The organism is Nostoc sp. NMS4 (genome assembly GCF_017115095.1).
GTDB lineage: Bacteria > Cyanobacteriota > Cyanobacteriia > Cyanobacteriales > Nostocaceae > Nostoc.
In genome coordinates this window covers 1-24145 of sequence record NZ_JABXKI010000255.1, presented here as the reverse complement: position 1 = coordinate 24145, position 24145 = coordinate 1, and the positions used below count along the sequence as shown (strand labels likewise).

The window sequence follows — 24145 nt, the reverse complement described above, 5'->3', positions numbered from 1 at the left end:
TTGGCTACCTGCCAGTAATAATGGGTTTCAATCCCTAATAGGGATTTTGGTTAATTGCAATAAGGGTGTACCAATCGATGAACTATTACAACCGTGTTTCAATCCCTAATAGGGATTTTGGTTAATTGCAATCCTAAAGTCTAGCAAGCAAGCGGTTTACTCCGAAAGTTTCAATCCCTAATAGGGATTTTGGTTAATTGCAATCTGAGCAGATTCTTGCTGAAGCTAAGGCTAATGGCAAGTTTCAATCCCTAATAGGGATTTTGGTTAATTGCAATTTGCGGGGTAGTGCCAGGCAAGTGTGCATTATAATGAGTTTCAATCCCTAATAGGGATTTTGGTTAATTGCAATAATAGATTTTGAATCTAAAAAAATTCTTTATCCCCGTTTCAATCCCTAATAGGGATTTTGGTTAATTGCAATTATCATCTTTTAGCTGTATTAGTATCCCATTAGTAGTTTCAATCCCTAATAGGGATTTTGGTTAATTGCAATGAGGATATGCAGAAATTAGTTAGGTTTGTTTTTTCGTTTCAATCCCTAATAGGGATTTTGGTTAATTGCAATATACGCAACCAAGGAATACAAATCTGCATTTAGAGTTTCAATCCCTAATAGGGATTTTGGTTAATTGCAATGTGATGCATCTACACCTTGCCCGTAATTAGTAGGTTTCAATCCCTAATAGGGATTTTGGTTAATTGCAATAATACGAGTACCATTACTCCATTGAGGTAGAAAGTTTCAATCCCTAATAGGGATTTTGGTTAATTGCAATCCATTGAAAATATGCAGCAACGGGCTGTAGTAATTCGTTTCAATCCCTAATAGGGATTTTGGTTAATTGCAATCAAAAAGACGACGGGAAAAAGGTAAAGGCATAATCGATAGTTTCAATCCCTAATAGGGATTTTGGTTAATTGCAATGGCTGGCTTCTGAAAGCAGTGCTGTATTTGGTTTTCAAGGTTCAGTTGCGCGAATGAAAGAATCATAACACAGGCAATAGTCATATCACAAGATGCAAATCGCTGAAAAGTAGTCCCTATAAGGTGCGCGGATGGTTTCAAAGTACCATTGTCCTGAAAGTCTTGTATAGATGGAGCGTACAGCCTTTTTCGCTCCATCTCATTTTGTACATCTACCCATCCGCGCATTTGGCAATCAAATTAGTCTGATTGGCGATCGCTACCACCATTAAAATAAGCGATCGCCTAATCCTTGTACTCCTTAATTTACCCAATCAGGGAACACCTCTTGTACAGTTGCAAAATCATTTGTAGGTTGGGTTGAGGAACGAAACCCAATATTTTATCATTGTTCATGTTGGGTTGAACGGCAGTGAAACCAACCTACATTGAGAGATTTTATTATTGATCTATCAGCATTTTACTTAAAAACCCAACACCTGCATTGATTTTTCAAGTACTTCTTTGGGACGAAATGGTTTAGTTAGATATAAGTCTGCACCCACCTCAATTCCTTTTTGTTTATCAAATTCCTGTCCTTTAGCTGTCAAGATTATGATGTAGATTTCAGTCATTTGTAGGTCGTGTTTTACAATATGGCAGACTTGCAGACCATTCATTTTTGGCATCATCACATCAAGAAAAACTAGGTTTGGTTTTTCAGTTTTAATAGTTTCGAGAGCTTCTTCTCCATTTCTAGCAGTTAGAAGTTCAACACCCTCATCTTCTAATGCTTCTAAGGCTTGTTCCATCAAAATCAAGATATTGGGTTCATCATCAACAATTAGAATTTTCTGGGTCATAGGGATTGGGGACTGAGGATTAGGGATTGGGGATTGGGGATTGGGGACTGGGGATTAGGGACTGGGGATTGGAAAGTTCTTCCCTAGTCCTCAGTACTTGGTATCTAGTATCTAGTATCTAGTACCCAGTCCCCAGCAACAGCGATTACTGTTCAGATAGCATAATAAAAAATACATTTTCCAACTCCTTCTCAAACCGTAGGGTTTTCACCAAATCGGCTTCTTGAGAGAAGATAGAATCGATGATGATCATGTCAGGTTTGGCTAACAGGGCTTTATAAATACATTCTTGCGGATCGGAGGCTTCAATCACACTGTATCCCTGAGTTTGTAGCACATCTGATAGGGTTTTTAAGGCTGATGCATTTTTATCTACAACCAATACCTTTTTACTAGAAGTGCCTTGGTAAAGTAGTGAGCCAATTTCGTTGAGGAGTTTTTCTGTGTCAATGGGCTTGGTGAGATAGCGATCGATGCCAATGTGGTAGCCCCGTTCTTTGTTTTCAATAATCGACAGAATGATAATCGGAATGTCTGCGGTCTGAGGATCATTTTTAAGAACGGCTGCCACATCAAAGCCGTTGATTTGGGGCATCATCACATCCAAGAGAATCAGATCGGGACGGGCTGTTTTGATTTGATGAATTGCATCCATGCCGTCCTTTCCTTCTCGAACATTGTAGCCTTCGTTTTCCAGTTGTTGGCGGAGCAGTTCTCGAATGTTAGCGTCATCATCTACAACCAAAATGGTTTTACGGTTATGGTTTAGCACCGCATTTTTGGTAATGACGTGTTCTTTGAGTTGTTTTACAAGAGTATCCAAATTTAGATTAGCAGTGGTTTTTGGATCGCAAGCGTAGGTGGGAATGATGAACGAGAATATGCTACCTTTACCTGGCTCACTCTCAACCCAGATTCTACCGCCATGATGATCGACGATTTGTTTACAGATGGGCAGTCCTAACCCTGTGCCTTTGGGTTTGTCGGTGAGGGTGTCCCCAACTTGACGGAATTTCTCGAATACTTTCGGCTGATCTTCCGGTGCAATCCCAATACCTGTGTCGATGACGCTGATGCAAACACCGTCACTTCCTTGTTTGACGCGGCAGGTAACACAACCAGACTCGGTAAACTTAACGGCATTGGAAATCAGATTGATTAAAACTTGTAGTAGACGGTTGCGATCGCCTATTATCTGAGGCAGTCCAGGTTCAATCTCGCACACCAACTGCAAGCCGTTGGTTTCAAATAAGCCGGCGGTAGAATTGGTTGCCCAATCCAGTAATTCGCTCGGATCAATCGGCTGCATCTGCCATTCCACTTTACCTGCTTCCATTTTGGCGATGTCCAAGACATCGTTAATCAAAGATGTGAGCCGTTCTGCTTCCGATACAATAATGTTGAGATTATCAGCCACCCGCTTAATCGTTTTCTGAAGCTTGCGGTCTTCGGTAGAAATCATTGGGAACACATCGGTTTCTAGCTTTTCTTGAATGATGGACGCAAAACCGAGGACAGAAGTGAGTGGTGTCCGCAACTCGTGGGAAACTGTTGAGATGAAGTCGGTCTTCATCTGGTCGATTTCCTTTTCTGCCGTTATATCCCGAATCAGCAGTGCTGAACCGAAGCAGGCCGCGGGTTCTGGATCTGCCGTCTTTTTGAAAATGGCGGTCGCTACTGCTTGACCAATGCGTTCTTTGGTCAGTGCAACTTCCGCAGAAAACACCTCCCCAGGATGAGACTGAGTTCGTATAACCAGGTCAGCTAAACCAGATATTGGCAATTCTCGGTAGTGACCATTGACGGCGCTAGCTGTCAATTCATACATTCTTAAAAAGGCAGGATTGAAGTGGGTGATTTGTCCTGTGGTATCTGCCACTAACAAACCATCTGCTAAGTTATCTAAAATGGCATTTAATCCCTGCGCTTCTGCTAGGGTATTTTGTAGAGCAGCCGTTCGTTCTATAACTCTGGCTTCTAGTTTTTGATTCAGTTGTCGCAGAGCGATTTATGCTTGCTTGCGAGCAGTAATATCAGTATTGATTTCCAGCACCGCGCAGGGTTGAGAGTCGATGTCCCGTTGCAACGTCCATCGGCTTTGGACAATAATCAGTTTGCCATCATGGGTGAGATGTTCCACTTCTCCTTCCCAATTTCCTTGCTCTAATAACTCTGCAATAATTTCTTCCTTTGGCTTGAGAAAGGTTTTTTTAATAAAAGTGTGAATGCATTGGTCTTTCACTTCCTCACGAGTCCAACCGTAGAGCCTTTGGGCACCTTGATTCCAGTGAGAGATTTTGTCGCTCATGTCGCGGACGATGATGGCATCGCTGGAATGATTCAACATATCCATCAGACGTTGATTTTCAGCTTCTGCCTGTTTGCGTTCGTGAATATCGCTGCAAGCACCAATCCATTCCCGAATGCTGCCGTCTTCTTCCAAGACGGGGGCACCACAGACAGAGAAGTAGCGGTATCTGCCATCCTTGCCAAGCAGCCGATATTCGGTTTGATAGATACCTCGGTTTGCCACAGCAGCATTCCAAGCCTCTGTAGAACTGGCACGGTCATGGGGGTGAATTCGATCTAGCCAGCCCCAACCCTCAACTTCAGCTTCGCTTTGCCCCGTATAGTCCATCCAGGTGAGCATTTCCCTGCTGATTCCCAGCCCTTCTGGGGTAGCCCCCCAGATAATCTGGGAAGTAGCAGTTACTAAGGAGCGATATCGTTCTTTCAGACGCTGATTTTCAGCTTCTGCCAGTTTGCGATCGTGGATATCGGTGCAGGTGCCAATCCATTCTCGAACGCTGCCATCTGCTTCTAGGATGGGCGTACCACAAACAAAAAAGTGGCGGTAGCTGCCGTCTTTGGCACGTAACTGATATTCAGTTTGAAAGAGACTCTGATTCGCCACAGCGTTACTCCAGGCAAGGGCTGTGTGGGTACGGTCATCGGGGTGAATCGGATCGAGCCAGCCCAAACCCTCGATTTCATCTGCACTCTGACCTGTGTACGCTAACCAGGTAGCCATTTCACGGCTCACCGCCTCTCCTTCCGGTGTAGTCACCCAGACAATTTGCGAGCTGGCTGTTACCAAAGAGCGAAACCGTTCTTCGCTCTTTTGCAAACTTTTTTCGGCTAGCTTGCGATCGTGAATATCAGTGCAAGTACCTACCCACTCGCGGATACTGCCGTCTTCTTCTAAAATGGGAGTACCACAGGCAAAAAAGTAGCGATAAGTGCCATCTTTGCCACGCACCCGATATTCGACTTCATAGAGGCTGCGGTTAGCTACAGCAGCACTCCAAATTTCGGCGGTGAGGGGACGGTCATCAGGATGAACGGCATTTAACCAGCCCCAGCCATCGGCTTCAGCTATTGTCTGACCCGTGTAGGCTCTCCACTCAGACATATCTGCCTTTTGCAGTCCGTCAGGAGTGGTAATCCAAACCATTTGGGAGGTAGCTGTCACTAAAGAGCGGTATCGGGCTTCGATACACTCCTTTTCGGCTTCTGCTACCTTGCGATCGTGAATATCAGTGCAAGTGCCTACCCACTCGCGGATGCTGCCGTCTTCTTCGAGGATAGGTGCGCCACAAACAAAGAAGTGGCGGTATAAGCCATCTTGTCCACGAATCCGGTATTCAATTTCATAGACGCTACGGTTGGCCACGGCTGCACCCCAGACTTCGGCTGTGCGATCGCAATCTTCGGGATGAACGGCATCAATCCAGCCCCCATTTTCCGCTTCAGCTAGACTTTGACCTGTATAAGCTATCCAGCTTGCCAGTTCAAAGTAAATTCCATCTGGTGTACTTACCCAGACAATTTGTGCTGTAGCTGTCACCAGAGAGCGGTATCGGGCTTCACTCTGTTTCAGGATTTGTTCAGTATCTTGGCGTTCTTGTTGAATGCGTCGAAGGTCGCTGATATCTTCCACACTAGACCAGATAAGTTGTTCTCCATCTTTCTCAATCATCAGTCCAGATAATCTGACCGGAACCAGATGCCCGCTTTTGTGGATGTATTCCTTCTCATAAGGCCCATAGCGACCAGTTCGTTCCAAGTCTTCTAGGCTAGATTGCTCCGTAGCAGCATATTTTTCTGGGGTAATCTGCCAGTAGGTGAGATTCAGGGTTTCTGGAACAGTGCGCCCTAAAATGGCAGCAAATGCGGGGTTGATGTTAATTAGTATCCCATCTGTTCGGCATAGTGCTAGCCCAACGGGACATTGTTCAAATAGCTGACTGTTGCATTCATCAAGTTGGTTAAACATGATTGAGGTTTATTTAGTGGCGTATTTAGGTAGGGTTAGAACAACAGAACCAAGACAACAAAGTGGCGTAAAGCTTTAACGAAATTGGGTGGCGTTGGAACATCTGGTAAATTTGCTCGGGTGATGCATCTTCGACATCTGGACTGTGCTGTGAAAGTCGCTGGATCAGTTGAGTATGGCGGATCAGTAAATCCGTCGGTTTGAGCATTGGAACTGTTGATGGAATGAAACCCTCGGTATCGGCAGTGGGAGTTGGCAAGGCAGAGGTGCTATTCTGTTTTTCAGTGGTGTCCACCAATGGACAATTTAATGGAATCTGAATCCAGAATTCTGTGCCTTCACCTGGTTGAGAACGACACTTGAGCATTCCCCCATGTCTTTCCACAACAATTTGGTAGCTGATTGCCATGCCTAGGCCGGTTCCCTTACCAACATCTTTCGTGGTGAAGAAGGGATCGTAAATGCGCCGAATTACTTCCTCTTTCATGCCAGGGCCGTTGTCAGCAATGCGAATTAAAACCCACTGTTGGTCAATGGCTTTGGTAAGAATAGTGATTTGGGGTTTGGGGGTTGGGGATTGGGGATTATTTTTGACTTTCCAATTTTCCATTTCCTCTTCCAAAGCATCAATGGCATTTGCCAGGATGTTCATAAACACCTGATTCAACTGTCCGGGATAGCATTCAATGAAGGGAAGTTTTGCATAGTCTTTAACAATTTCAATTGTCGGATGATGAGCATCTGCTTTCAGGCGATGATGAAGAATCATTAAGGTTCCATCGATACCATCATGGATGTTTACAGCTTTCATTTCAGCTTCATCATGGCGGGAGAAGTTTTTCAGAGATTGGACAATCTCGACGATGCGACTAGTACCCAGTTTCATGGAATCTAGCAGTTTGGGGAAATCCTGGATGATAAATTCCAGGTCTATATTGTTTAACTCTGATTCCAGTTCTGGAGGAGTAACAGGTAGAAATTTCTGATACTTTTCCAACAGGTGTAACAAGTCTTGGGCGTATTCGGCAACATACTTTAAATTGCCGCAAATAAAGTTAACCGGGTTATTGATTTCGTGGGCAACTCCGGCAATAAGTTGTCCGAGACTGGACATTTTTTCGCTTTGGATTAACTGAGTTTGGGCTAATTGCAACTCATGGAGAGCTTGCTGAAGCTTTTGTGTCTGGGCTTTTGCTTGGATGGCTGCTTGAGTGCTTTGCTCGTAAAGCACAGCTTTGTCAATGGCGATCGCTGTTTGAGAGGCAAAGATACTCACAAGTTTCAGGTGTTCAGCCTTGTAGGAGTCTGTTTTGTCTATTCCAATAGCGATCGCTCCCAGTACCCGCTCCTTAGCTCGTAACGGTACACAAATCATTGCACTAACGTTTTTTTGCCCCTCTAACCGCGGATCGGCTTGCACATCATTAACCAGTTCTGCCCGGTTGGATTGTACAATGTTGCCAATAATTCCCTTACCCGGTTCCGGCTGATTATGGTCAAAAAACACTCCAAATTCGGCAATGACTTCAAACGCAGTTCCATCTGGACTCAAAAGCAGAATCAGCCCCGCAGATGATTCAATTAATCGACTTAATTCCTGAAGTACGAGTTGAGCAATCTGCCGCGTATCCAAACTTGTTGCGAGTTGAGTCGAGATATCGTCAAATAAATCAATTTCCTGGTATCGCTCCAGCAATTCTATGGCCAGTACTTTTTTCTCAGCTTCTTGCTTCGCTAGCAATGAAAGCAAAGTCGCAATTAGAGTTGCCTGTTCTTCCCCAACAACCCAACCGATGATTTCTTCTGAAACTTCGATTGGATATCGGTTTTTCACAGTTTGCTCGCCAACGCTAATCAGTTTCGTGCCGTCTAGCAGTTCAACATCAAGCGCAATGTTGAACTGATAGACTAAGTTATGAATAAGAGATGGCAACTCTTTTTTGTTGAGCATCTTTCTGAGGCTAACTGTAGGCATGAAACACCTCATCTACAGCAAGTTGCAAATTTCTGGCAATCACTGTTGGTTTATTGGCGTAGTCTCTCAAAGAGAAACCTACACTGTATTGCAACCTCCTACCACCTTTACCATAACTATCCGTAGCCCTTTGCATAAGCAAGCTACGCCTAGCATCTCCAGAAAAGAGAGGAATTGTCATAAAAATCTAGAGATATAATGATTTACTAATTAAGACTAGTTTTCCCAAAAACATTAGCGATATAACAGCGAAGTCGAGTAGTAGTAAATACCTTTAAACTCTTTACCAGAGGTATTTTTCCGTCCTTGTCACTCCGTTACTGTTTAATTAGTTCTAGAAAAACTATAAGTAAAAGTCAATTAATTAGATAAAAGCATAGATTAAAATCTATGATAAATTCATGTCTCTTGTCCCTACTGATCATCAGTGGAAATCAGCTTTTTTGAGTATGTAGGTTAGCGTATTTCTGAGAGTAGTTTGGTGTCAAAAAAAAGCTGCGATCGCAGCTTTTTTTGGTAATTTTAAAAAGTATTTAGGTAAGCGGTAGTTTTAGTTAGATATGAGAGGCGCGAAAACGAAGTCTGAGTAATCGAAGCCAGCGTAACCACATTTGTGCAGGTTGTTCAAAGAAGGTGAAAATATCACCGAAACCTAAATTAGTTTTGTGATGATGTAACCAGTGTCTCTCAGGAGTGGTAACAAATAGAATTTGACATAAAATATTTATCGGCTTTGGAGTTTGCCAACCCAGCACACTTATGTGTCTCCACCATACATGAAACTGACCAAACAGTAATCCAGAAATAACGCCAATGGGAGAGAAAGACCATAAAACTACTGCGATAAGTACATAAGGTAAAGCTCCCAAGATACCATCTAAAAGAACCTGGGGATTAAAAGTCAAAATAGCGTAGTGACGGAAATCCTTCTTCCAGGAGTGGTGTGTTTTTAAATGAAGGCTACCAAAAACGTGCTCGGGTACGTGATAAAAGAATGTAGATAGAAAATCGCCAAAAAATAGTAATAACCAAGCAACAGCGATAGCCTCAAGCATTTGTACTCCTCAAGAATAGTTAAGAAAACTCCACGGAAAATATGCAAATGTCATGCTGTGGACGTAGACACCTAGTTTTCTGCTATTCAAGCAGCATCTGTGCATCTCATGTGTCTACGCTCCAGGTAGTTTGGCTCAGAGTATGTGTAATTGGGTCAGTTGCAGTTTCATGAATCTCCGATCCTTAATGTAGTAAAAAGCAACTCGTAAGAACCTCCAGCTTGACTTTTAGCTCTGGATTAATGGCATCAATACATCTTAAACCCGATGGGAATACAGTATTTTACCATAGTTACTACACAATCTTCTTACTAAGGCATACAGCGTAAGCAAAGGTTGAGTTAAAATTAGTACAAATTTAGGTTAAGGCTTTCTTCACCATTGTTAATTCTAAATTTCTTGCAATTAAGCTTAAATTATGAATCTCATTAGAACGATCCAAATGGGTATTATGCCAAGATTCATTGAATGATCTAGGTAAGTAAAGCAGTTTTGTAGTTAATTGAAAAGCTGTAAAATTTGGAGCGTCAATTGAGTAATGATATCGCTCGCCACTGCACTTTTAATGATGATTGAAGAAGAATTCAGAAGTCAGAATTCAGGAGTCAGAAGTCAAAATTCATTCTGAATTCTGACGCATGTATTCTGTTGCAACATTTTAGGCTTGTCACGCCACTACAAGACTACTGAGATTTTTTTAGAAATCAAATATGATTCCTAGATATTACCAAGGTATTTGCGATCGCTCTTGTACAACTTGCTGATATACTTGCTCGGTTTGCTTGGCTAGTTTCGGCCAGCTAAAGCGTCGCTCTAAATCTTCATAAGCGTTATCCACCAACCATTGACGATAACCTGGATTTTTCAACACTTCCAAAATTCCCCAAGCTAAAGAATCGGGATTGTTCACCCAAGTGACAATGCCTGTTTTGCTATGTTGCACTACTTCCGGGAAACCACCAGTATCCGAAACTACTACAGGTACACGAGAAGCAAAGCTTTCTAAAGCCACAATCCCAAAGGGTTCGTAAAAACTTGGAAAAACTGCACAGTCAGCGATAGTTTGGAATCTATCTAAGTATTGATCGGAGAGAAAACCGGTAAAATAGCAATGATGCCAAATTCCCAAATCCCAGGCTTGACGCTTGAGATGGTCAGTATTGCCGCCACCAACGATCACAAATTTAACGTTACCTGCCATTTGGGAAAGGATCTTAGGTGCGGCATTGAGCAATACAGGTACACCTTTTTCGTAGGTCATACGACCGAGATAATAAACTATTTTCTCATTGTCTGTGGCAAATTGGCGGCGAAAATCCAGAGCATGAAAATCTGTGTGATGCTGTTTCTTTTCGGCTCGGATACCGTTATAAATGACATCAATTTTGTCCCAAGGACTGTAAAGCGCTCGTTCTACTTCTTGGCGCATATAGTCGCTACAAACAATAATCCGCCAAGCGTTGTAAGCTAGCAAGGTTTCTTTGCCATTTATATAACCTTGGATATCTGTGTGAATACCGTTATAGCGCCCATATTCGGTAGCGTGAATTGTAGCAATTAATGGTATTTTAAAATTATGCTTGAGAGCGATCGCAGCATCTCCCACTAACCAATCATGGGCATGAATTAAATCAAAAGCCCCTTCTTCTAAAATCAACTTACCACCGTGATCTCCCATACTCAAGTTGAGATTGACTACCCAGTGGAAAAAGTCGTTACTATACGCAACTGGCACTCGATGTATCTTAACTCCTTCAACTACTTCATACATCGATGCCTGACCAAACTCTGCTGTAATCAGATGGATTTCATGTCCTAGCTTTACCAGTTCCGGGTACAACTCCGCCACATGCCGCGCAATTCCCCCAATAATCCTTGGTGGAAACTCCCAACTCAGTACCAGTATCTTCATCTACTAGACTCCCCGACACTTTATAAATATCTAACAAACTACATTTACCTAAAAATACAAGTCTGGCTAATGCAGTGAGTACTTTTACTAAAATTTTTAGATTTTTTAACAGTGATTTTGTTAAAGCTTATCAACTGTAGGCTAAAGATAGGAAACAAGGTATAATTTTAATTCGTAATTCGTAATTCAGACTATTGAGCGCCCTTCCCTACAAGGCAAGGGGTTGGGGTTGGGCTTTGATGTTTTTCAGATAGAGATGTAGGCGCAAGTAGCCAAATTGTCTCTGAGGAGAATGGCAACTAAGTTAAGATACAGCCCTTGCGCCTGGTTCCCAGCCTGAAGGCTGAGAACTAGGCTAGATAAATAAGTTTTTGGGCTTTTTTTAGTGCCATTCGTCTCTGAGGATTAAATTAGCTTTGATCCAAGCGTAGTACTGCCATAAAAGCTTCCTGGGGTACATCTACAGTACCTACAGATTTCATCCGCTTTTTACCTTTTGCTTGCTTCTGCAAAAGTTTTTTCTTCCGGCTTATATCACCACCGTAGCATTTTGCTAGCACATCTTTCCGCAAAGCGGGGATGTGTTCGCTGGCAATAACTTTACTGCCAATAGATGCCTGGATTGGTACTTTAAATTGATGGCGGGGAATTAATTCCTTGAGTTTTTCTGCCATTGCCCGCCCGACGTTGTAAGCTTTATCTCGATGGACAATCATCGCCAAGGAATCCACCGGATCGCCGTTAATCATGATATCCAACTTCACCAAAGGATTTTCACGGTAGCCGATGATGTGATATTCCATACTGGCATAACCGCGCGATCGCGACTTCATCTGATCAAAAAAGTCAGTCACCACTTCCGCCAACGGTAACTCATAAGTAAGTGTGGTTCGTCCTTGGGTGAGATATTTCATATCTTTGAATACACCACGGCGATTTTGTGACAACTCCATTAAGCTGCCAACATAAGTTTCCGGCGTAATCATCTCTACTTTGACGTAGGGTTCTTCAATTCTTTCGCGATCGTTGGGAGAAGGTAAGCGGCTGGGATTATCGATGTACAGTTCCTCACCTTTGAGGGTAATCACCTTATAAACCACCGAGGGGGCTGTAATGATCAAATCTAGATTATACTCGCGCTCTAGGCGTTCCTGAACGATTTCCATGTGCAGCAAACCCAAGAACCCGCAACGGAAGCCAAACCCCATCGCGCTGGAAGTTTCGGGTTCGTAGTGCAACGCTGCATCATTGAGTTCCAGCTTTTCTAAGGCTTCCCGCAAATCTTCAAATTGATCGGCATCAATGGGGAACATCCCGCAAAAAACCATCGGGTTCGCTTCTGCATAACCTGGTAAGGGTGACTCCGCTTTTGCCTTACTGAGGGTAATTGTGTCTCCTACCCGTGCATCAGCTACGGCTCTAATTGACGCTCCTAAATAGCCTACTTCCCCGGCGTGCAGTTCATCAACTTGCTTTTGAGTCGGAGAAAGGACACCCAACTCATCAATTTCAAATTCTTTACCCGATGCCATTAGATGGATGCGATCGCCTTTTTTCACCGTACCATCCATCACCCGGAAATAGACAATTACTCCCCGATAACTGTCATAATAGCTATCAAAAATTAATGCTCGTAAGCGTTCATTTATGGTATTCGGCGGTGGCGGTATCCGCTCCACAACTGCTTCTAAAATCTCAGCAATCCCAATTCCTTCTTTTGCAGAAGCCAGAATCGCCCCACTGCAATCTAGACCGATAATTTCTTCAATTTCGCCAATTACCCGTTCTGGTTCAGCCCCCGGCAAATCGATTTTATTCAAAACCGGAATAATTTCCAGGTTACTCTCTAACGCTAAATATACATTCGCCAAAGTTTGCGCCTCCACACCTTGGGACGCATCTACTACCAATAGCGCTCCTTCGCAAGCCACAAGAGAGCGGGAGACTTCATAAGAGAAATCCACGTGTCCCGGAGTGTCAATCAAGTTCAGGACATACTGCTGACCATCCTTAGCCGTGTAATTCATCCGGGCAGCTTGCAGCTTAATCGTAATGCCGCGCTCCCGTTCCAGATCCATGTTATCGAGAAACTGTTCCTTCATCTGTCGGTCTTCAACAGTGCCAGTAGCTTGTAGCAAGCGATCGGCGAGGGTTGATTTCCCGTGGTCGATGTGAGCAATAATACAAAAATTGCGAATGCGAACTGCGGGAACGTCAGTCATATACTATCTTTGCCTTAGCAGCAACCAAAGTTAAAAGGGCAATTTACTTAATGTATTTTAATGCTTTCTTCGCCAAGACGCTCCGCTTTTAGTGCTGAGTGCTGAGTTAGGAGTTAGGAGTTAGGAGTTAGGAGTTATTGTTTCCCCCTTACCCAATGCCCCATGCCCAATACCCAATGCGCCTCTTCACCCCATCTTCAACTTCCGATCTAAATAGGTGGACATTTAAGAATATTATGAAAGTCTATTTGTCGCTGCTAGTATTCAACAGCTAGGAGCGTACAATAAATGTAAATAAGTACATGTAGGGATCGTGGGCAATTGCGACCTGTAATTGCCCACAATCAGTGATTTATCGGCAAAACTTCTAGAGTCATTGTCTAGTCAGTTATATGAAAAATGCGATTTAAAACTTAAAGCTGTTACTTTGGCGCTATTTCAGGGAAGTATTTAACTGTGCCCTTGAAAATTTTTCAGCGAATTAGCCCAAATAATGAATATAACTACTTTACAAAGCTTTAGACAAAACCAATTCAGAGAATTCAGAGTATATAAACCTATGAATATGAAAGAGAAAACTACCAAAGCGGAAAATACACAAGCCGATAAGGTAGAAATTGCTGTCCGCTTAGATTCAGAGTTGCTAGAGCAAATTCAGCATCTCACCAATGACCCAAGTAAAGTAATTGAGGTGGCGATTCGCCAGTGGTTACGGGGTGAAATCCTCAGAGATGACGAACTAACGCGCACACCTGTGCGTACCCCTGTTCCTCCTCGCGGTGAATGGAACGATTGACGCTAGTTTCAGATTTCAATGCAAGTTAAAAAAAGTAAAGTTTGTCAATCTGGTTTCCATAACACCAAAAAATACCAATTAAACACAAAAAAGCTGTAAAAATTTATGTATAAATTTGAGCGGCTTTAGTACAATTACGGTCGGATACCCTCTGTCTATCCAACTCAATTAATGACTATTACTGCCAACTCCCAATTGTCGAATGTATTTTCCCAAAATCTGGAATCTATTACCAGTAAGACTGATGGCTCATTACCGACTCTCGGAGCCGAGTTGGTGTATACGCAAGATGGGGCAGGGTGCTATCTGACCTTTTGTTGGCAGTACAGCGAACTCCTGGGGTTAAATCCTGAAAAAATAGTTGACGATCTGAACCAAAACCAAACCTTTGCTCCGGTGGATAAGGTTACTTATTTGGAACGATTGCACCGAATTTTGACAAATCTGGTGCCAGAAAGGTTTCAGTGTTGGTTTAGCTATCATAAGGAATTATTTGAGTTGGACTTAGTGATCAGTCCGATTATGCCGAGTTTGGGAACCACTGCCACTACAGTTTTAGTGATGGGACGGTTAGTGCAAGCAACACCAAACAAAAAACAAGCGCGTGTGACATCAAAAACGCCCACACAAATAGAGTTGGCTTTGCGATCGCAGCAACACCAAAAACTGGTAAATCGCATTACCAGAAATATTCGCCGGACATTAGATTTAGATATTATTTGGCAGCAAACAGTTGACAGTTTGGGCAAAGCACTGCGGTTAGAGCGCTGCATTATTTGTCCTTATCAGCCTTCAAGCTCAAAAGTGCAGGTGAAGGCTGAGTATCGCCAGCCAGAACTCAAATCAATGCTTGGTTTAGACATAGATATAGCTTCTGAGCCAGCCTTTGCTCAAGCCTTGGCAACCCTAGAACCAGTTATAATGGAAGTGCCTGGATACAAAGAGTCTGGGCGGCAGAAAACTTTAGTAGTTGCGACTTGCTATCAAGACCAAGCCAATGGATTGATTGCCTTGAATTGGCAGGATGAATGCTATACATTAACAGAATCGGAATTAGAACTGGCAAAAGAAGCAGCAGATCAATTGGGAACTGCGATCGCTCATGCTACTTTATATGAAGAATTAGAAATAGCACGTCAAAAAGCCGAAGAAGCTTCCCGTCTCAAAAGCGAGTTTCTGGCTAATGTATCCCACGAAATTCGTACCCCCCTCAACGGCATGATTGGCTTTTTGAAGCTGATTTTGGAAGGGATGGCAGACGATCCAGAAGAACAAAACCAATTTTTGACAGAAGCTCATCAGTTATCGATACATCTGCTGAATATCATCAACGATATTTTGGACATTGCCAAAATCGAAGCTGGTAAAATGGAGCTAGCTTATGCTCCAGTCAAGCTAGATGAGCTATTTAGTCATGTAGAAGGTTTCATGCGTCCCCAAGCAGAAATGAGAAACCTCAGCTTTCGGATGCAAATGCCAGCTACCTCCGATGAAATCATTGTCCAAAGCAACTACCAACGCTTACTACAAGTGATGCTCAACTTGGTAGGTAATGCGATCAAATTTACCCATGAGGGTGGCGTTACCGTCAGCGCCGATTTAGTACTCAAAAAGGCAAACTTTCAAGATCAGCAATTTCCTGGCATGGTGAGAGTACGTGTTGCAGACACTGGTATTGGTGTTTCTTTAGATAAACAAGATAAACTGTTTCAATTATTCTCTCAGGTGGATGGCTCCCGCACTCGCCAGTATGGTGGCACTGGTTTAGGATTGGCAATATCCCAAAAGCTAGTGGAGGCAATGGGGGGCGAGGTACATTTTTATAGTTTGGGCGAAGGACTTGGTTCAACAGTTACATTCACCGTGCCACTATATCAACAACCAGTCATGGTTTCGTCTAATGATAGCGACTCAGACTCTATAGGTTAGAGGCTCTTTGATACAGGTTTCCTAAATTTTTTTACAGATATTGAACCTCACACGACTAGAAGTCCCGTGATGGAAATTACGAACTACGAATTACGAATTACGAATTACGTTAGCGAAGCGGTAGCGAGTATTCGAGCGTCATTACGAATTACGAATTATTTAACCAAGCCTGTAAATCAGCCACGCTGGTAAAATCTAACAGTGCTTCGCTCAAATCTTCTAGAACAGGCAAAGGTAAAGCATAAATTGAGGAGCGTATTTCCTCAGAGAATTCCTGCCTAAATCGTTTAGTCAACTGACGAATTATAAGATTAGCTGCCTCTTCCTGTCGTCCTTCTGAGCGTCCTTCCGAGCGTCCTTCTTCTTTGATTTCTCGATAAACTCGTGTTTGCTGTAGTGTTATCCCTAACATTTGTTCTACATCCCTTTGACTTAATTGTTCAAACTTGTACACCATTATGGTTGTGATCATCTCTATTATGGCGCGACTTGCCGTTTCAGACTGTTCAACAGAAGAACGCTCAAGCAAATATCTAGCTTCTTGTGGTGCTTGTTCCTCTGCTACAGTAGTTAACACCATCAGCGCTACCCATAAAGGTAATTGGCGAATATCCCCTAATTCATCCAGATAGACGCGATGCACTTGGTTTCCGTTGAGGAGGCTTCGATGAGGGTGAATATCGCTTTGTTCTATACCACGCGACGGATAAATTATAACCGCTTGCCAATCGTTAAATCTGGCACGGTTGCGATAGAAATACAAAAAAGACTCAGCAAATACCCTTTCGTAAAGCTGTTCATCCTTTTGAAACTGTACCTCACAGAAATATACAATTCCAGCACCAGCGTTTTCTGGTGGTAGAAATACTCCATCTATTTCAAATTTCGGTTCTTTAACAGCTACCGAATCAAATCGATAAGCTTTTGCATTGATTGGAGGATTTGTCAATAGTTCAAATAGCAAAGTGGGGGATTGTTGGAAAAGTTTGTAAAAAATTGTGTCTCGCCGCATGAAGTATTCTATTTAACTTAATTTCTTAAATCTGCGATACATCTTATTTTAGGTTCCAGCGATCGCCAATAAACCAGTAAAACTCAAAACATCGCTGGTTTGTACTCCAACCAAGCTGTGAGGTCTATTTTTGAGGAAAATTGGACTAAACTGAATAATAGTGAAGTCAAAGTGATTACGATGACAGATCAAACAACAGCAAGCGTTGCATGAGTATCAAGATGGCGATCGCAGCACTACTGAGTTCAGCTACTCTAATATCAAGCTTCTAGATAAGTCTTACCAATTCTGTATGAAGATGCGCTAAACCATAAGTACAAAAAAGAAAAACGAACCGCATTCGCGCAGCGTCTCGTCAGAGAAGGACGCAAAGGACACAAAGAAAGAAGTTGAAAGGGTTTGGCGCAGCCTCACAAAGAAATGGTATCTGTAGTAAAAGCGCTGCGCGTGTGAAGACAAATAGCAAATGTCAACTAAACAACTGACAAACTAGCTGCAATTGGGTCTAGGATCGATTTAACAAAGCTGGAAAATAAAATTTTGGATAATGGTTAATGAGTAACGGCGCATCTGGCACAGAGATCATTATTCTTCAATGCCCGATGCCCGATGCCCCTCAAGAGTGCTGAGTAATGAGTGCTGAGTGCTGAGTAGCGAATCTTACTTCTTTACTCAGGACTGGGAACTCAGAACTCGGAACTGTTTTGCCCAATGCCCAATTCCGATCATTAACTTAGCAGGTCTAAACTATGGAACTCACAATTGACAACGTTGAAACAGTCTTAGATGAAATGCGCCCTTATCTCATGTCTGATGGCGGCAATGTGGAACTCGTAGAACTTGACGGGCCTGTTGTAAAACTGCGGCTGCAAGGTGCTTGTGGTTCTTGCCCCAGTTCGGCAATGACCCTGAGAATGGGTATTGAGCGCCGCCTGAAGGAAATGATTCCCGAAATTGCAGAAATTGAACAAGTGGTGTAAAAGTTAGGAGTTAGGAGTTAGGAGTTATGAGTTTAGAATGAACTCCTAAGTCCTCATTCTTAACTCCTAACTATTTCTATGTCCCATCCTCTCTACATTGCTTTTATCTGGCATCAACATCAGCCACTGTACAAGTCTCCTGGTAGTGACGCTTCCCTGTCTCCGAGTCAGCAGTACCGTCTACCTTGGGTACGCTTACATGGAACTAAAGATTATTTGGATTTGGTATTGCTTCTAGAGCGATATCCTAAGTTACACCAAACGGTGAATTTAGTTCCATCGCTGATATTGCAACTCGAAGATTATATTGCCGGTACTGCTTTTGACCCTTACCTCACAGCCAGCTTGACACCGGATGAGCAACTCACTCAGCAACAGCGCGAATTCATTATCCAACACTTTTTCGATGCCAATCACCATACCCTGATCGATCCTCATCCGCGCTATTCTGAGTTGTATCACCAAAGGCAGGAAAAAGGTCAAGCTTGGTGTTTAGCAAATTGGGAATTGCCAGATTATGGCGATTTGCTAGCTTGGCACAATTTGGCTTGGATCGATCCGTTGTTTTGGGATGACCCGGAAATTGCTGCTTGGTTAAAACAGGGACGGAATTTTACTTTAAGCGATCGCCAGCGCATTTATTCCAAACAGCGAGAAATTCTCAGCCGCATTATCCCCCAACATCGGAAAATGCAGGAGTCGGGACAGCTAGAAGTTACCACCACGCCCTACACTCACCCGATTTTACCCTTACTAGCTGATACTAACTCCGGTCGGGTAGCTGTGCCTAATATGACACTACCTAAGCAGCGTTTTGAATGGGCGGAAGATATTCCTCGCCACTTGCGGAAAGCTTGGGACTTTTATAAAGAACGCTTTGGACAGATGCCGCGTGGTTTGTGGCCTTCAGAACAATCAGTAAGTCCGTCGGTACTTCCGCACATTATTAACCAAGGATTTAAGTGGATATGCTCAGATGAAGCCGTCTTAGGGTGGACGCTGAAACACTTTTTTCATCGGGATGGGGCGGGGAATGTGCAGCAACCAGAATTGTTGTATCGACCCTATCGCCTACAAACCGCCGAAGGTGACTTGTCAATTGTGTTTCGTGACCACAGATTATCAGATTTGATTGGCTTTACTTATAGTGCAATGCCAGCAAAACAGGCGGCGGCGAACTTAGTGGGACATTTACAAGCGATCGCTAAAATGCAAAGAGAAAGTCAAAGTGAAGAACCTTGGCTAGTTACCATTGCTTTGGATGGCGAGAATTGCTGGGAATTTTATCCCCAAGATGGCAAACCTTTCTTAGAAGCTTTATATCAAAGTTTGAGCGATGAACCCCACCTCAAACTCGTTACTGTCTCCGAATTTCTCGAAGAATTTCCAGCCACAGCCACTATCCCTGGAGGACAACTACATAGCGGTTCTTGGGTGGATGGTAGTTTCACCACTTGGATCGGCGATCCTGCTAAAAATCGTGCTTGGGATTATCTAACAGAAGCAAGAAAAATGCTCGCAAGTCATCCCGAAGCGACGGAAGAAAACAACCCCGAAGCGTGGGAAGCATTGTATGCCGCAGAGGGTTCTGACTGGTTTTGGTGGTTTGGTGCAGGACACTCCTCAAATCAAGATGCTATTTTTGACCGATTGTTTCGAGAACACCTTTTTGGGATTTACAAGGCATTAAATGAACCCATACCGCCCTATCTCAAGCAACCAGTCGAAAGCCACGCAGCACAGCCAAACCACGCCCCACAAGGCTTTATTCACCCCGTCATCGATGGTAAGGGTGATGAACAAGATTGGGACAAAGCTGGACGTATAGAAATCGGCGGGGCGCGGGGGACAATGCACAATAGCAGCGTCATCCAGCGACTTTGGTACGGGGTCGATCACTTAAATTTCTATTTGCGATTGGACTTTAAAAGTGGTGCAGCACCAGGGCAAGATTTGCCAACAGAGTTGAATTTGCTGTGGTTCTATCCAGAAAAAACAATGGTTAATAGCCCAGTTCCCTTGGCAGATGTACCAGATGCAGCCCCGCTTAATTACCTTTTCCACCATCTTTTAGAAGTTAACTTGCTGACGCAATCGATTCAGTTTCGGGAAGCTGGAGACAATCATCAATGGCAACCCCGTTTCAGTCGCGCTCAAGTAGCAATGAATAATTGTTTAGAGTTGGCAGTGCCGTGGGCAGACTTGCAAGTTCCACCAGATTATTCTCTGCGCCTGATTTTGGTACTTGCTGATGAAGGGCGTTTTTCCAACTACTTGCCAGAAAATGCTTTGATTCCCATTGAAGTGCCTTAACACTCAATATTCTTGGTTTTACGAAATACCTATTAGGGGCATACAAATGTACGCCCCTAAAGTCGATTTATTTGAAAATCATATTTAATTTTTCTAGTTCTAAATCTAAATAATCGAGCAGTATTGGGATGCGATCGCCTACGGTGGGGTAAAACACCATCGTCGGTGGAAGATAAGCAATAATCGATTGACATCCAGATTCAGGAGTTGGTGCATGACCGATGACGCAGACGGCACAGCGAACAGACAGTTCAGTTCAGATGCTAACAAAATCAAAGAGAAAGCTTCTCGAAATCAAGTGATCACGGCTCCATTACCAGACCCGATTGCCAAAAATATTGAAGCGATTATTTCACTTCATACCCAGGAAGTTCGAGATATTCCCGTCCACCAGAGGATACTAGAAGCGATCGCAAGATTCTTTGGGCGATCGATATTTCTGTATAGTTTGCTAGTCATACTGGCTATCTGGATTTTTAGCAGTTTTTTTGATCGCTTTTTGCCATTCAATCTACCCTCGTTTAGCTGGTCAGGTCAAGGCTTAGACGCAGCGTCATTGGTAATCTCAACCGGAGTACTAGTACGACAAACTCGCCAAGAAAACTTTGCCGAACAGCGATCGCAATTGATGCTACAGCTTAACCTGCTCTCCGAGCAAAAAATTGCCAAGATTATTGCTCTATTAGAAGAACTCCGTACAGATTTGCCTAATGTGATAAATCGGCATGATTCGGAAGCGAAATTGATGCAGGAACCGGCTGACCCGATCGCAGTATTAGACGCACTCCAGAAAAACTTGGCTGAAGAACTGTCAGCCACAGAAGAAAACAATATGAGTTGAGCGCAGTTTTTTAGTAGATTTTTGTTTCTATTGAAAGACAAAACATAAAACTTAATGTACACTTTTTGTGTCGGAAATCACAATTTATCGTAAGTTTTACTAGAGGGATGCACATGGCTCAGCTGAATGGTGTAATGATGCAGTACTTCCATTGGTATATCCCTCCAGATGGTAATCTTTGGAATGAATTTAAAGATAAAGTCAAAGAGTTAGCTGATGCAGGTGTTACATCTGTTTGGCTACCCCCAGCATACAAAGGAACAGGGGGTGGCTACGATGTCGGCTACGGAGTCTACGATATGTACGATCTAGGCGAGTTTGACCAGAAAGGCTCGGTTCGGACAAAGTACGGCACAAAAGACGAGTATATCGCTGCTGTTAAGGCGGCAAAAGCTGCTGGCATTCGAGTCTATGCTGATGTTGTCCTTAACCACAAGTTAGGTGCAGACCAAGAAGAAGAGGTGGAAGCAACGCCCTATAGTCCAGACGATCGCAACCACGCGATCGGTGAGATGCAAAAAATTAAAGTTTGGACTCACTTTACCTTCCCAGGTCGCCAGGGCAAATACTCTGATATGGAATGGCACTGGTGGCACTTCGACGCAGTGGATTACAACGTTTACAACGAAGGTGAAAACGCAGTTTATCTGTTCAAAGATAAAAAATTTGATGACAACGTTGACCTAGAAAAAGGCGCTTTCGACTATCTCATGGGATGCGATCTGGATATGGAGAGTCCAGAAGTGCGCGAAGAATTGAATCGCTGGGGTGAGTGGTTTGTAGAAACCACTGATATAGATGGCTTTCGTTTTGATGCCGTTAAACACGTGAGAGCTGGCTTTTTCCCAGAATGGCTGCAACACTGTCGCCAAAAGGCAGGTCGCGATCTTTTTGCCGTCGGTGAGTATTGGTCTTATGAAGTTGAAGCGCTGCACCATTTCATTAACGTCACCGGTGGCGATGTAATGTTGTTTGATGCGCCATTGCACTATAACTTTAGCGCTGCCAGCAAACAAGGCAATGACTACGATATGCGGCAGATATTTGATAACACCTTGGTGCAACAGCAACCAGCTTTAGCCGTAACCTTAGTTGACAATCATGATTCTCAACCCTTGCAGTCGTTGGAATCTGTAGTGGAAGGCTGGTTTAAACCGTTGGCTTATGCGTTGATTCTACTGCGAAGTGATGGTTATCCCTGTATCTTCTATGCTGATTACTATGGCGCTCATTACAAAGATAAAAGCCCAGATGGCAATGAGTATGAGATTTGGCTCGATAGTCATCAATGGATAATTGATAAATTTTTGCACGCTCGTCAAACCTATGCCTATGGCGACCAATACGATTACTTCGATCACGCCAATACAATCGCCTGGACACGCTTAGGAAATGAAGAACATCCTGGCGGTATGGCAGTTGTGCTGAGTAATGGAGGAGAAGGGACTAAGTGGATGGAAGTTGGGCAACCCAACAGCACTTACATTGATATTACTGAACATATCAGCGAACCTGTGACAACGAATGATGAGGGCTGGGCTGATTTTCGATGCGATGCTGGTTCTGTTTCTGTATGGGTTCCACAGTCTTAGTCGAGGTTTTAGTAGCATTCATCCAGAAAGTTACGCAGTTGACAAAATACTGCTTAAAAAAGAACTTAAGCAGTATTTTGTGGATAAGCTACAACCTTATTATTCCGTTACAAAACAATTGAATATTGCCTAAAAAGATTCAAACTAACTATATATTTAGACTTAGGTAGACTTAGCTTTGAAAACGGAGAGGGAGGGATTCGAACCCTCGTTAAGTTTCCCTAAACAGACTTTCCAGGTCTGCGCCTTAAACCGCTCGGCCACCTCTCCAGGTGCCACAAGTTACGATCATACTATAGAATCCTAGAAAATGCAAAGATAAAGAAAGATATTCTAGATTGAATCTGATAGTCCTAATCCCAAAACGCAAATCGAGATGTCCCGTACATACACAATTAGAGTTAGCGATCGCGCCACTGGCAAAACATACACCCTACAAGTACCCGAAGACCGCTACATTTTGCAGACTGGCGAAAAACAAGGTGTAGAACTACCGTTTTCTTGCCGCAACGGGGCTTGCACCGCTTGTGCTGTGAGAGTATTGTCAGGAGAAATTTATCAACCAGAAGCGATCGGCTTATCGCCAGATTTACGTCAGCAAGGTTATGCCTTGTTGTGTGTGAGTTACCCCCGTTCTGATTTGGAAGTGGAGACACAAGACGAAGATGAAGTCTACGAACTCCAGTTTGGACGCTATTTTGCTAAGGGGAGAGTTAAAGCGGGTTTACCCTTAGATGAGGAATGAATCAGAATTCAGAATTCAGGAGTCAGGAGTCATAATTTATTCTGTATTCTGGCTCCTGAATTCTGTTTCGATAAACAATTCAAAATCACCGAATTTGTAATGGTTGTAAGTCTTGGTGAGAGGGTGCGAAAAATAGCGATTTTGGCTTGCTTATTGCTCTTGGTGAGTTGCCAAGGTAAAAACCAGCCGCCAAACAATCAAGCCCAGGTGAAAGTAGCGCGGGTAGTTAGTGGGCAAAGCTTGGAAGTTTTGGGCATGGCTGAACAACCAAATTTGATTTCCCAAGTGCGGTTAGTGGGTGTTGATGCACCAGATTTGCGCCAGCGCCCTTGGGGGGAAGCAGCAAAAGAACAGTTAGAGAATCTAATTGGTGGTGTAGAACAATCGGTAACGCTGGAGTTTGATTTAGAAGCAAAAGACAAAATTGGGCGAACTCTAGCTTATGTGTGGAAAAATAAGGTGTTATTGAATGAAGAATTAGTTAAACAAGGGAATGCCATATTTGTGGGGCGATCGCCTAACCACAAATACGACCAGCGTTTAGAACGCGCCCAACAATGGGCTAGACTCATGGGACAAGGAATCTGGAACCCAGAAAAGCCCATGCGCCTTACTCCCGCCGAGTTTCGCCGCCAAAATCTTTAATTAGTGCTGAGTGCTGAGTGCTGAGGGGGGAGACAAGGGAGACAAGGGAGACAAGGGAGACAAGGGAGACAAGGGAGACAAG

17 protein-coding genes, 1 tRNA gene and 1 CRISPR repeat array (1 of these 19 cut by a window edge) are annotated in these 24145 nt (G+C 43.4%); of the genes, 8 read left to right on the top strand and 10 right to left on the bottom strand.

The window, feature by feature from the left end; genetic code table 11:
• Positions 1-928: direct repeats of the CRISPR family, unit length 37 nt; unit sequence GTTTCAATCCCTAATAGGGATTTTGGTTAATTGCAAT (it extends 1860 nt beyond the left edge of the window).
• A gap of 464 nt (positions 929-1392) precedes the next feature.
• The 8 genes from HWQ37_RS23005 to lepA all read right to left on the bottom strand — a co-directional run bounded on the left by HWQ37_RS23005 (position 1393) and on the right by lepA (position 13210).
• On the bottom strand, positions 1393-1770 hold the full coding sequence (locus HWQ37_RS23005) for a response regulator transcription factor (protein ID WP_292751273.1): 378 nt from the start codon (positions 1768-1770) through the stop codon (positions 1393-1395).
• A 145-nt stretch (positions 1771-1915) separates the two neighbouring features.
• Positions 1916-3679 (bottom strand): ATP-binding protein, encoded by a 1764-nt coding sequence (locus HWQ37_RS34720; protein WP_363318175.1) that lies wholly within the window; start codon positions 3677-3679, stop codon positions 1916-1918.
• 99 nt (positions 3680-3778) lie between these two features.
• Positions 3779-6046 (bottom strand): PAS domain S-box protein, encoded by a 2268-nt coding sequence (locus HWQ37_RS34715; RefSeq protein WP_363318174.1) that lies wholly within the window; start codon positions 6044-6046, stop codon positions 3779-3781.
• Positions 6047-6071: 25 nt separating this feature from the next.
• On the bottom strand, positions 6072-8021 hold the full coding sequence (locus tag HWQ37_RS22995) for a GAF domain-containing sensor histidine kinase (RefSeq protein WP_292751271.1): 1950 nt from the start codon (positions 8019-8021) through the stop codon (positions 6072-6074).
• Positions 8008-8202 (bottom strand): hypothetical protein, encoded by a 195-nt coding sequence (locus HWQ37_RS22990; protein ID WP_292751268.1) that lies wholly within the window; start codon positions 8200-8202, stop codon positions 8008-8010. Before HWQ37_RS22990 ends, HWQ37_RS22995 begins: the two co-directional genes overlap by 14 nt.
• 373 nt (positions 8203-8575) lie before the next feature.
• Positions 8576-9076 (bottom strand): sterol desaturase family protein, encoded by a 501-nt coding sequence (locus HWQ37_RS22985; RefSeq protein WP_292751265.1) that lies wholly within the window; start codon positions 9074-9076, stop codon positions 8576-8578.
• A 724-nt stretch (positions 9077-9800) separates the two neighbouring features.
• Positions 9801-10988 (bottom strand): glycosyltransferase family 4 protein, encoded by a 1188-nt coding sequence (locus HWQ37_RS22980; protein WP_292751262.1) that lies wholly within the window; start codon positions 10986-10988, stop codon positions 9801-9803.
• Positions 10989-11398: 410 nt separating this feature from the next.
• Positions 11399-13210 carry a translation elongation factor 4 gene (gene lepA / locus HWQ37_RS22975; RefSeq protein ID WP_292751259.1) on the bottom strand — a complete coding sequence of 604 codons (1812 nt, stop codon included), beginning with the start codon at positions 13208-13210 and terminating at the stop codon, positions 11399-11401.
• A 559-nt stretch (positions 13211-13769) separates the two neighbouring features.
• Here lepA and HWQ37_RS22970 point away from each other — a divergent pair.
• Together HWQ37_RS22970 and HWQ37_RS22965 are read left to right on the top strand one after the other, a co-directional pair.
• Positions 13770-14006: a hypothetical protein gene (locus HWQ37_RS22970; RefSeq protein ID WP_292751256.1), complete on the top strand. Its 237-nt coding sequence runs from the start codon at positions 13770-13772 to the stop codon at positions 14004-14006.
• A 171-nt stretch (positions 14007-14177) separates the two neighbouring features.
• A complete protein-coding gene (locus HWQ37_RS22965) occupies positions 14178-15935 on the top strand; it encodes a sensor histidine kinase (RefSeq protein WP_292751252.1) in 1758 nt (585 codons plus the stop codon).
• 148 nt (positions 15936-16083) lie between these two features.
• Here the strand turns inward: HWQ37_RS22965 and HWQ37_RS22960 are convergent, their stop codons facing one another.
• Positions 16084-16947 (bottom strand): Rpn family recombination-promoting nuclease/putative transposase, encoded by an 864-nt coding sequence (locus HWQ37_RS22960; protein ID WP_292751249.1) that lies wholly within the window; start codon positions 16945-16947, stop codon positions 16084-16086.
• A 749-nt stretch (positions 16948-17696) separates the two neighbouring features.
• Between HWQ37_RS22960 and HWQ37_RS22955 the strand changes: the two genes are divergently transcribed.
• The 4 genes from HWQ37_RS22955 to HWQ37_RS22940 all read left to right on the top strand — a co-directional run bounded on the left by HWQ37_RS22955 (position 17697) and on the right by HWQ37_RS22940 (position 22673).
• On the top strand, positions 17697-17927 hold the full coding sequence (locus HWQ37_RS22955) for a NifU family protein (protein ID WP_012408256.1): 231 nt from the start codon (positions 17697-17699) through the stop codon (positions 17925-17927).
• A 78-nt stretch (positions 17928-18005) separates the two neighbouring features.
• On the top strand, positions 18006-20240 hold the full coding sequence (locus tag HWQ37_RS22950) for a glycoside hydrolase family 57 protein (protein WP_292751247.1): 2235 nt from the start codon (positions 18006-18008) through the stop codon (positions 20238-20240).
• 214 nt (positions 20241-20454) lie between these two features.
• Entirely contained in the window at positions 20455-21081 is a 627-nt protein-coding gene (locus HWQ37_RS22945; protein ID WP_292751244.1) for a DUF1003 domain-containing protein, read from the top strand.
• Positions 21082-21194: 113 nt separating this feature from the next.
• Positions 21195-22673 (top strand): alpha-amylase, encoded by a 1479-nt coding sequence (locus HWQ37_RS22940; protein ID WP_292751241.1) that lies wholly within the window; start codon positions 21195-21197, stop codon positions 22671-22673.
• A gap of 185 nt (positions 22674-22858) precedes the next feature.
• Here HWQ37_RS22940 and HWQ37_RS22935 read toward each other — a convergent pair.
• A tRNA-Ser gene (locus HWQ37_RS22935) sits at positions 22859-22943 on the bottom strand.
• A gap of 106 nt (positions 22944-23049) precedes the next feature.
• Between HWQ37_RS22935 and HWQ37_RS22930 the strand changes: the two genes are divergently transcribed.
• Complete coding sequence (locus tag HWQ37_RS22930; RefSeq protein WP_292751238.1) at positions 23050-23418, top strand: 2Fe-2S iron-sulfur cluster-binding protein; 369 nt, start codon at positions 23050-23052, stop codon at positions 23416-23418.
• 99 nt (positions 23419-23517) lie between these two features.
• On the top strand, positions 23518-24063 hold the full coding sequence (locus HWQ37_RS22925; RefSeq protein WP_292751235.1) for a thermonuclease family protein: 546 nt from the start codon (positions 23518-23520) through the stop codon (positions 24061-24063).
• The last annotated feature ends 82 nt before the right edge of the window (positions 24064-24145 follow it).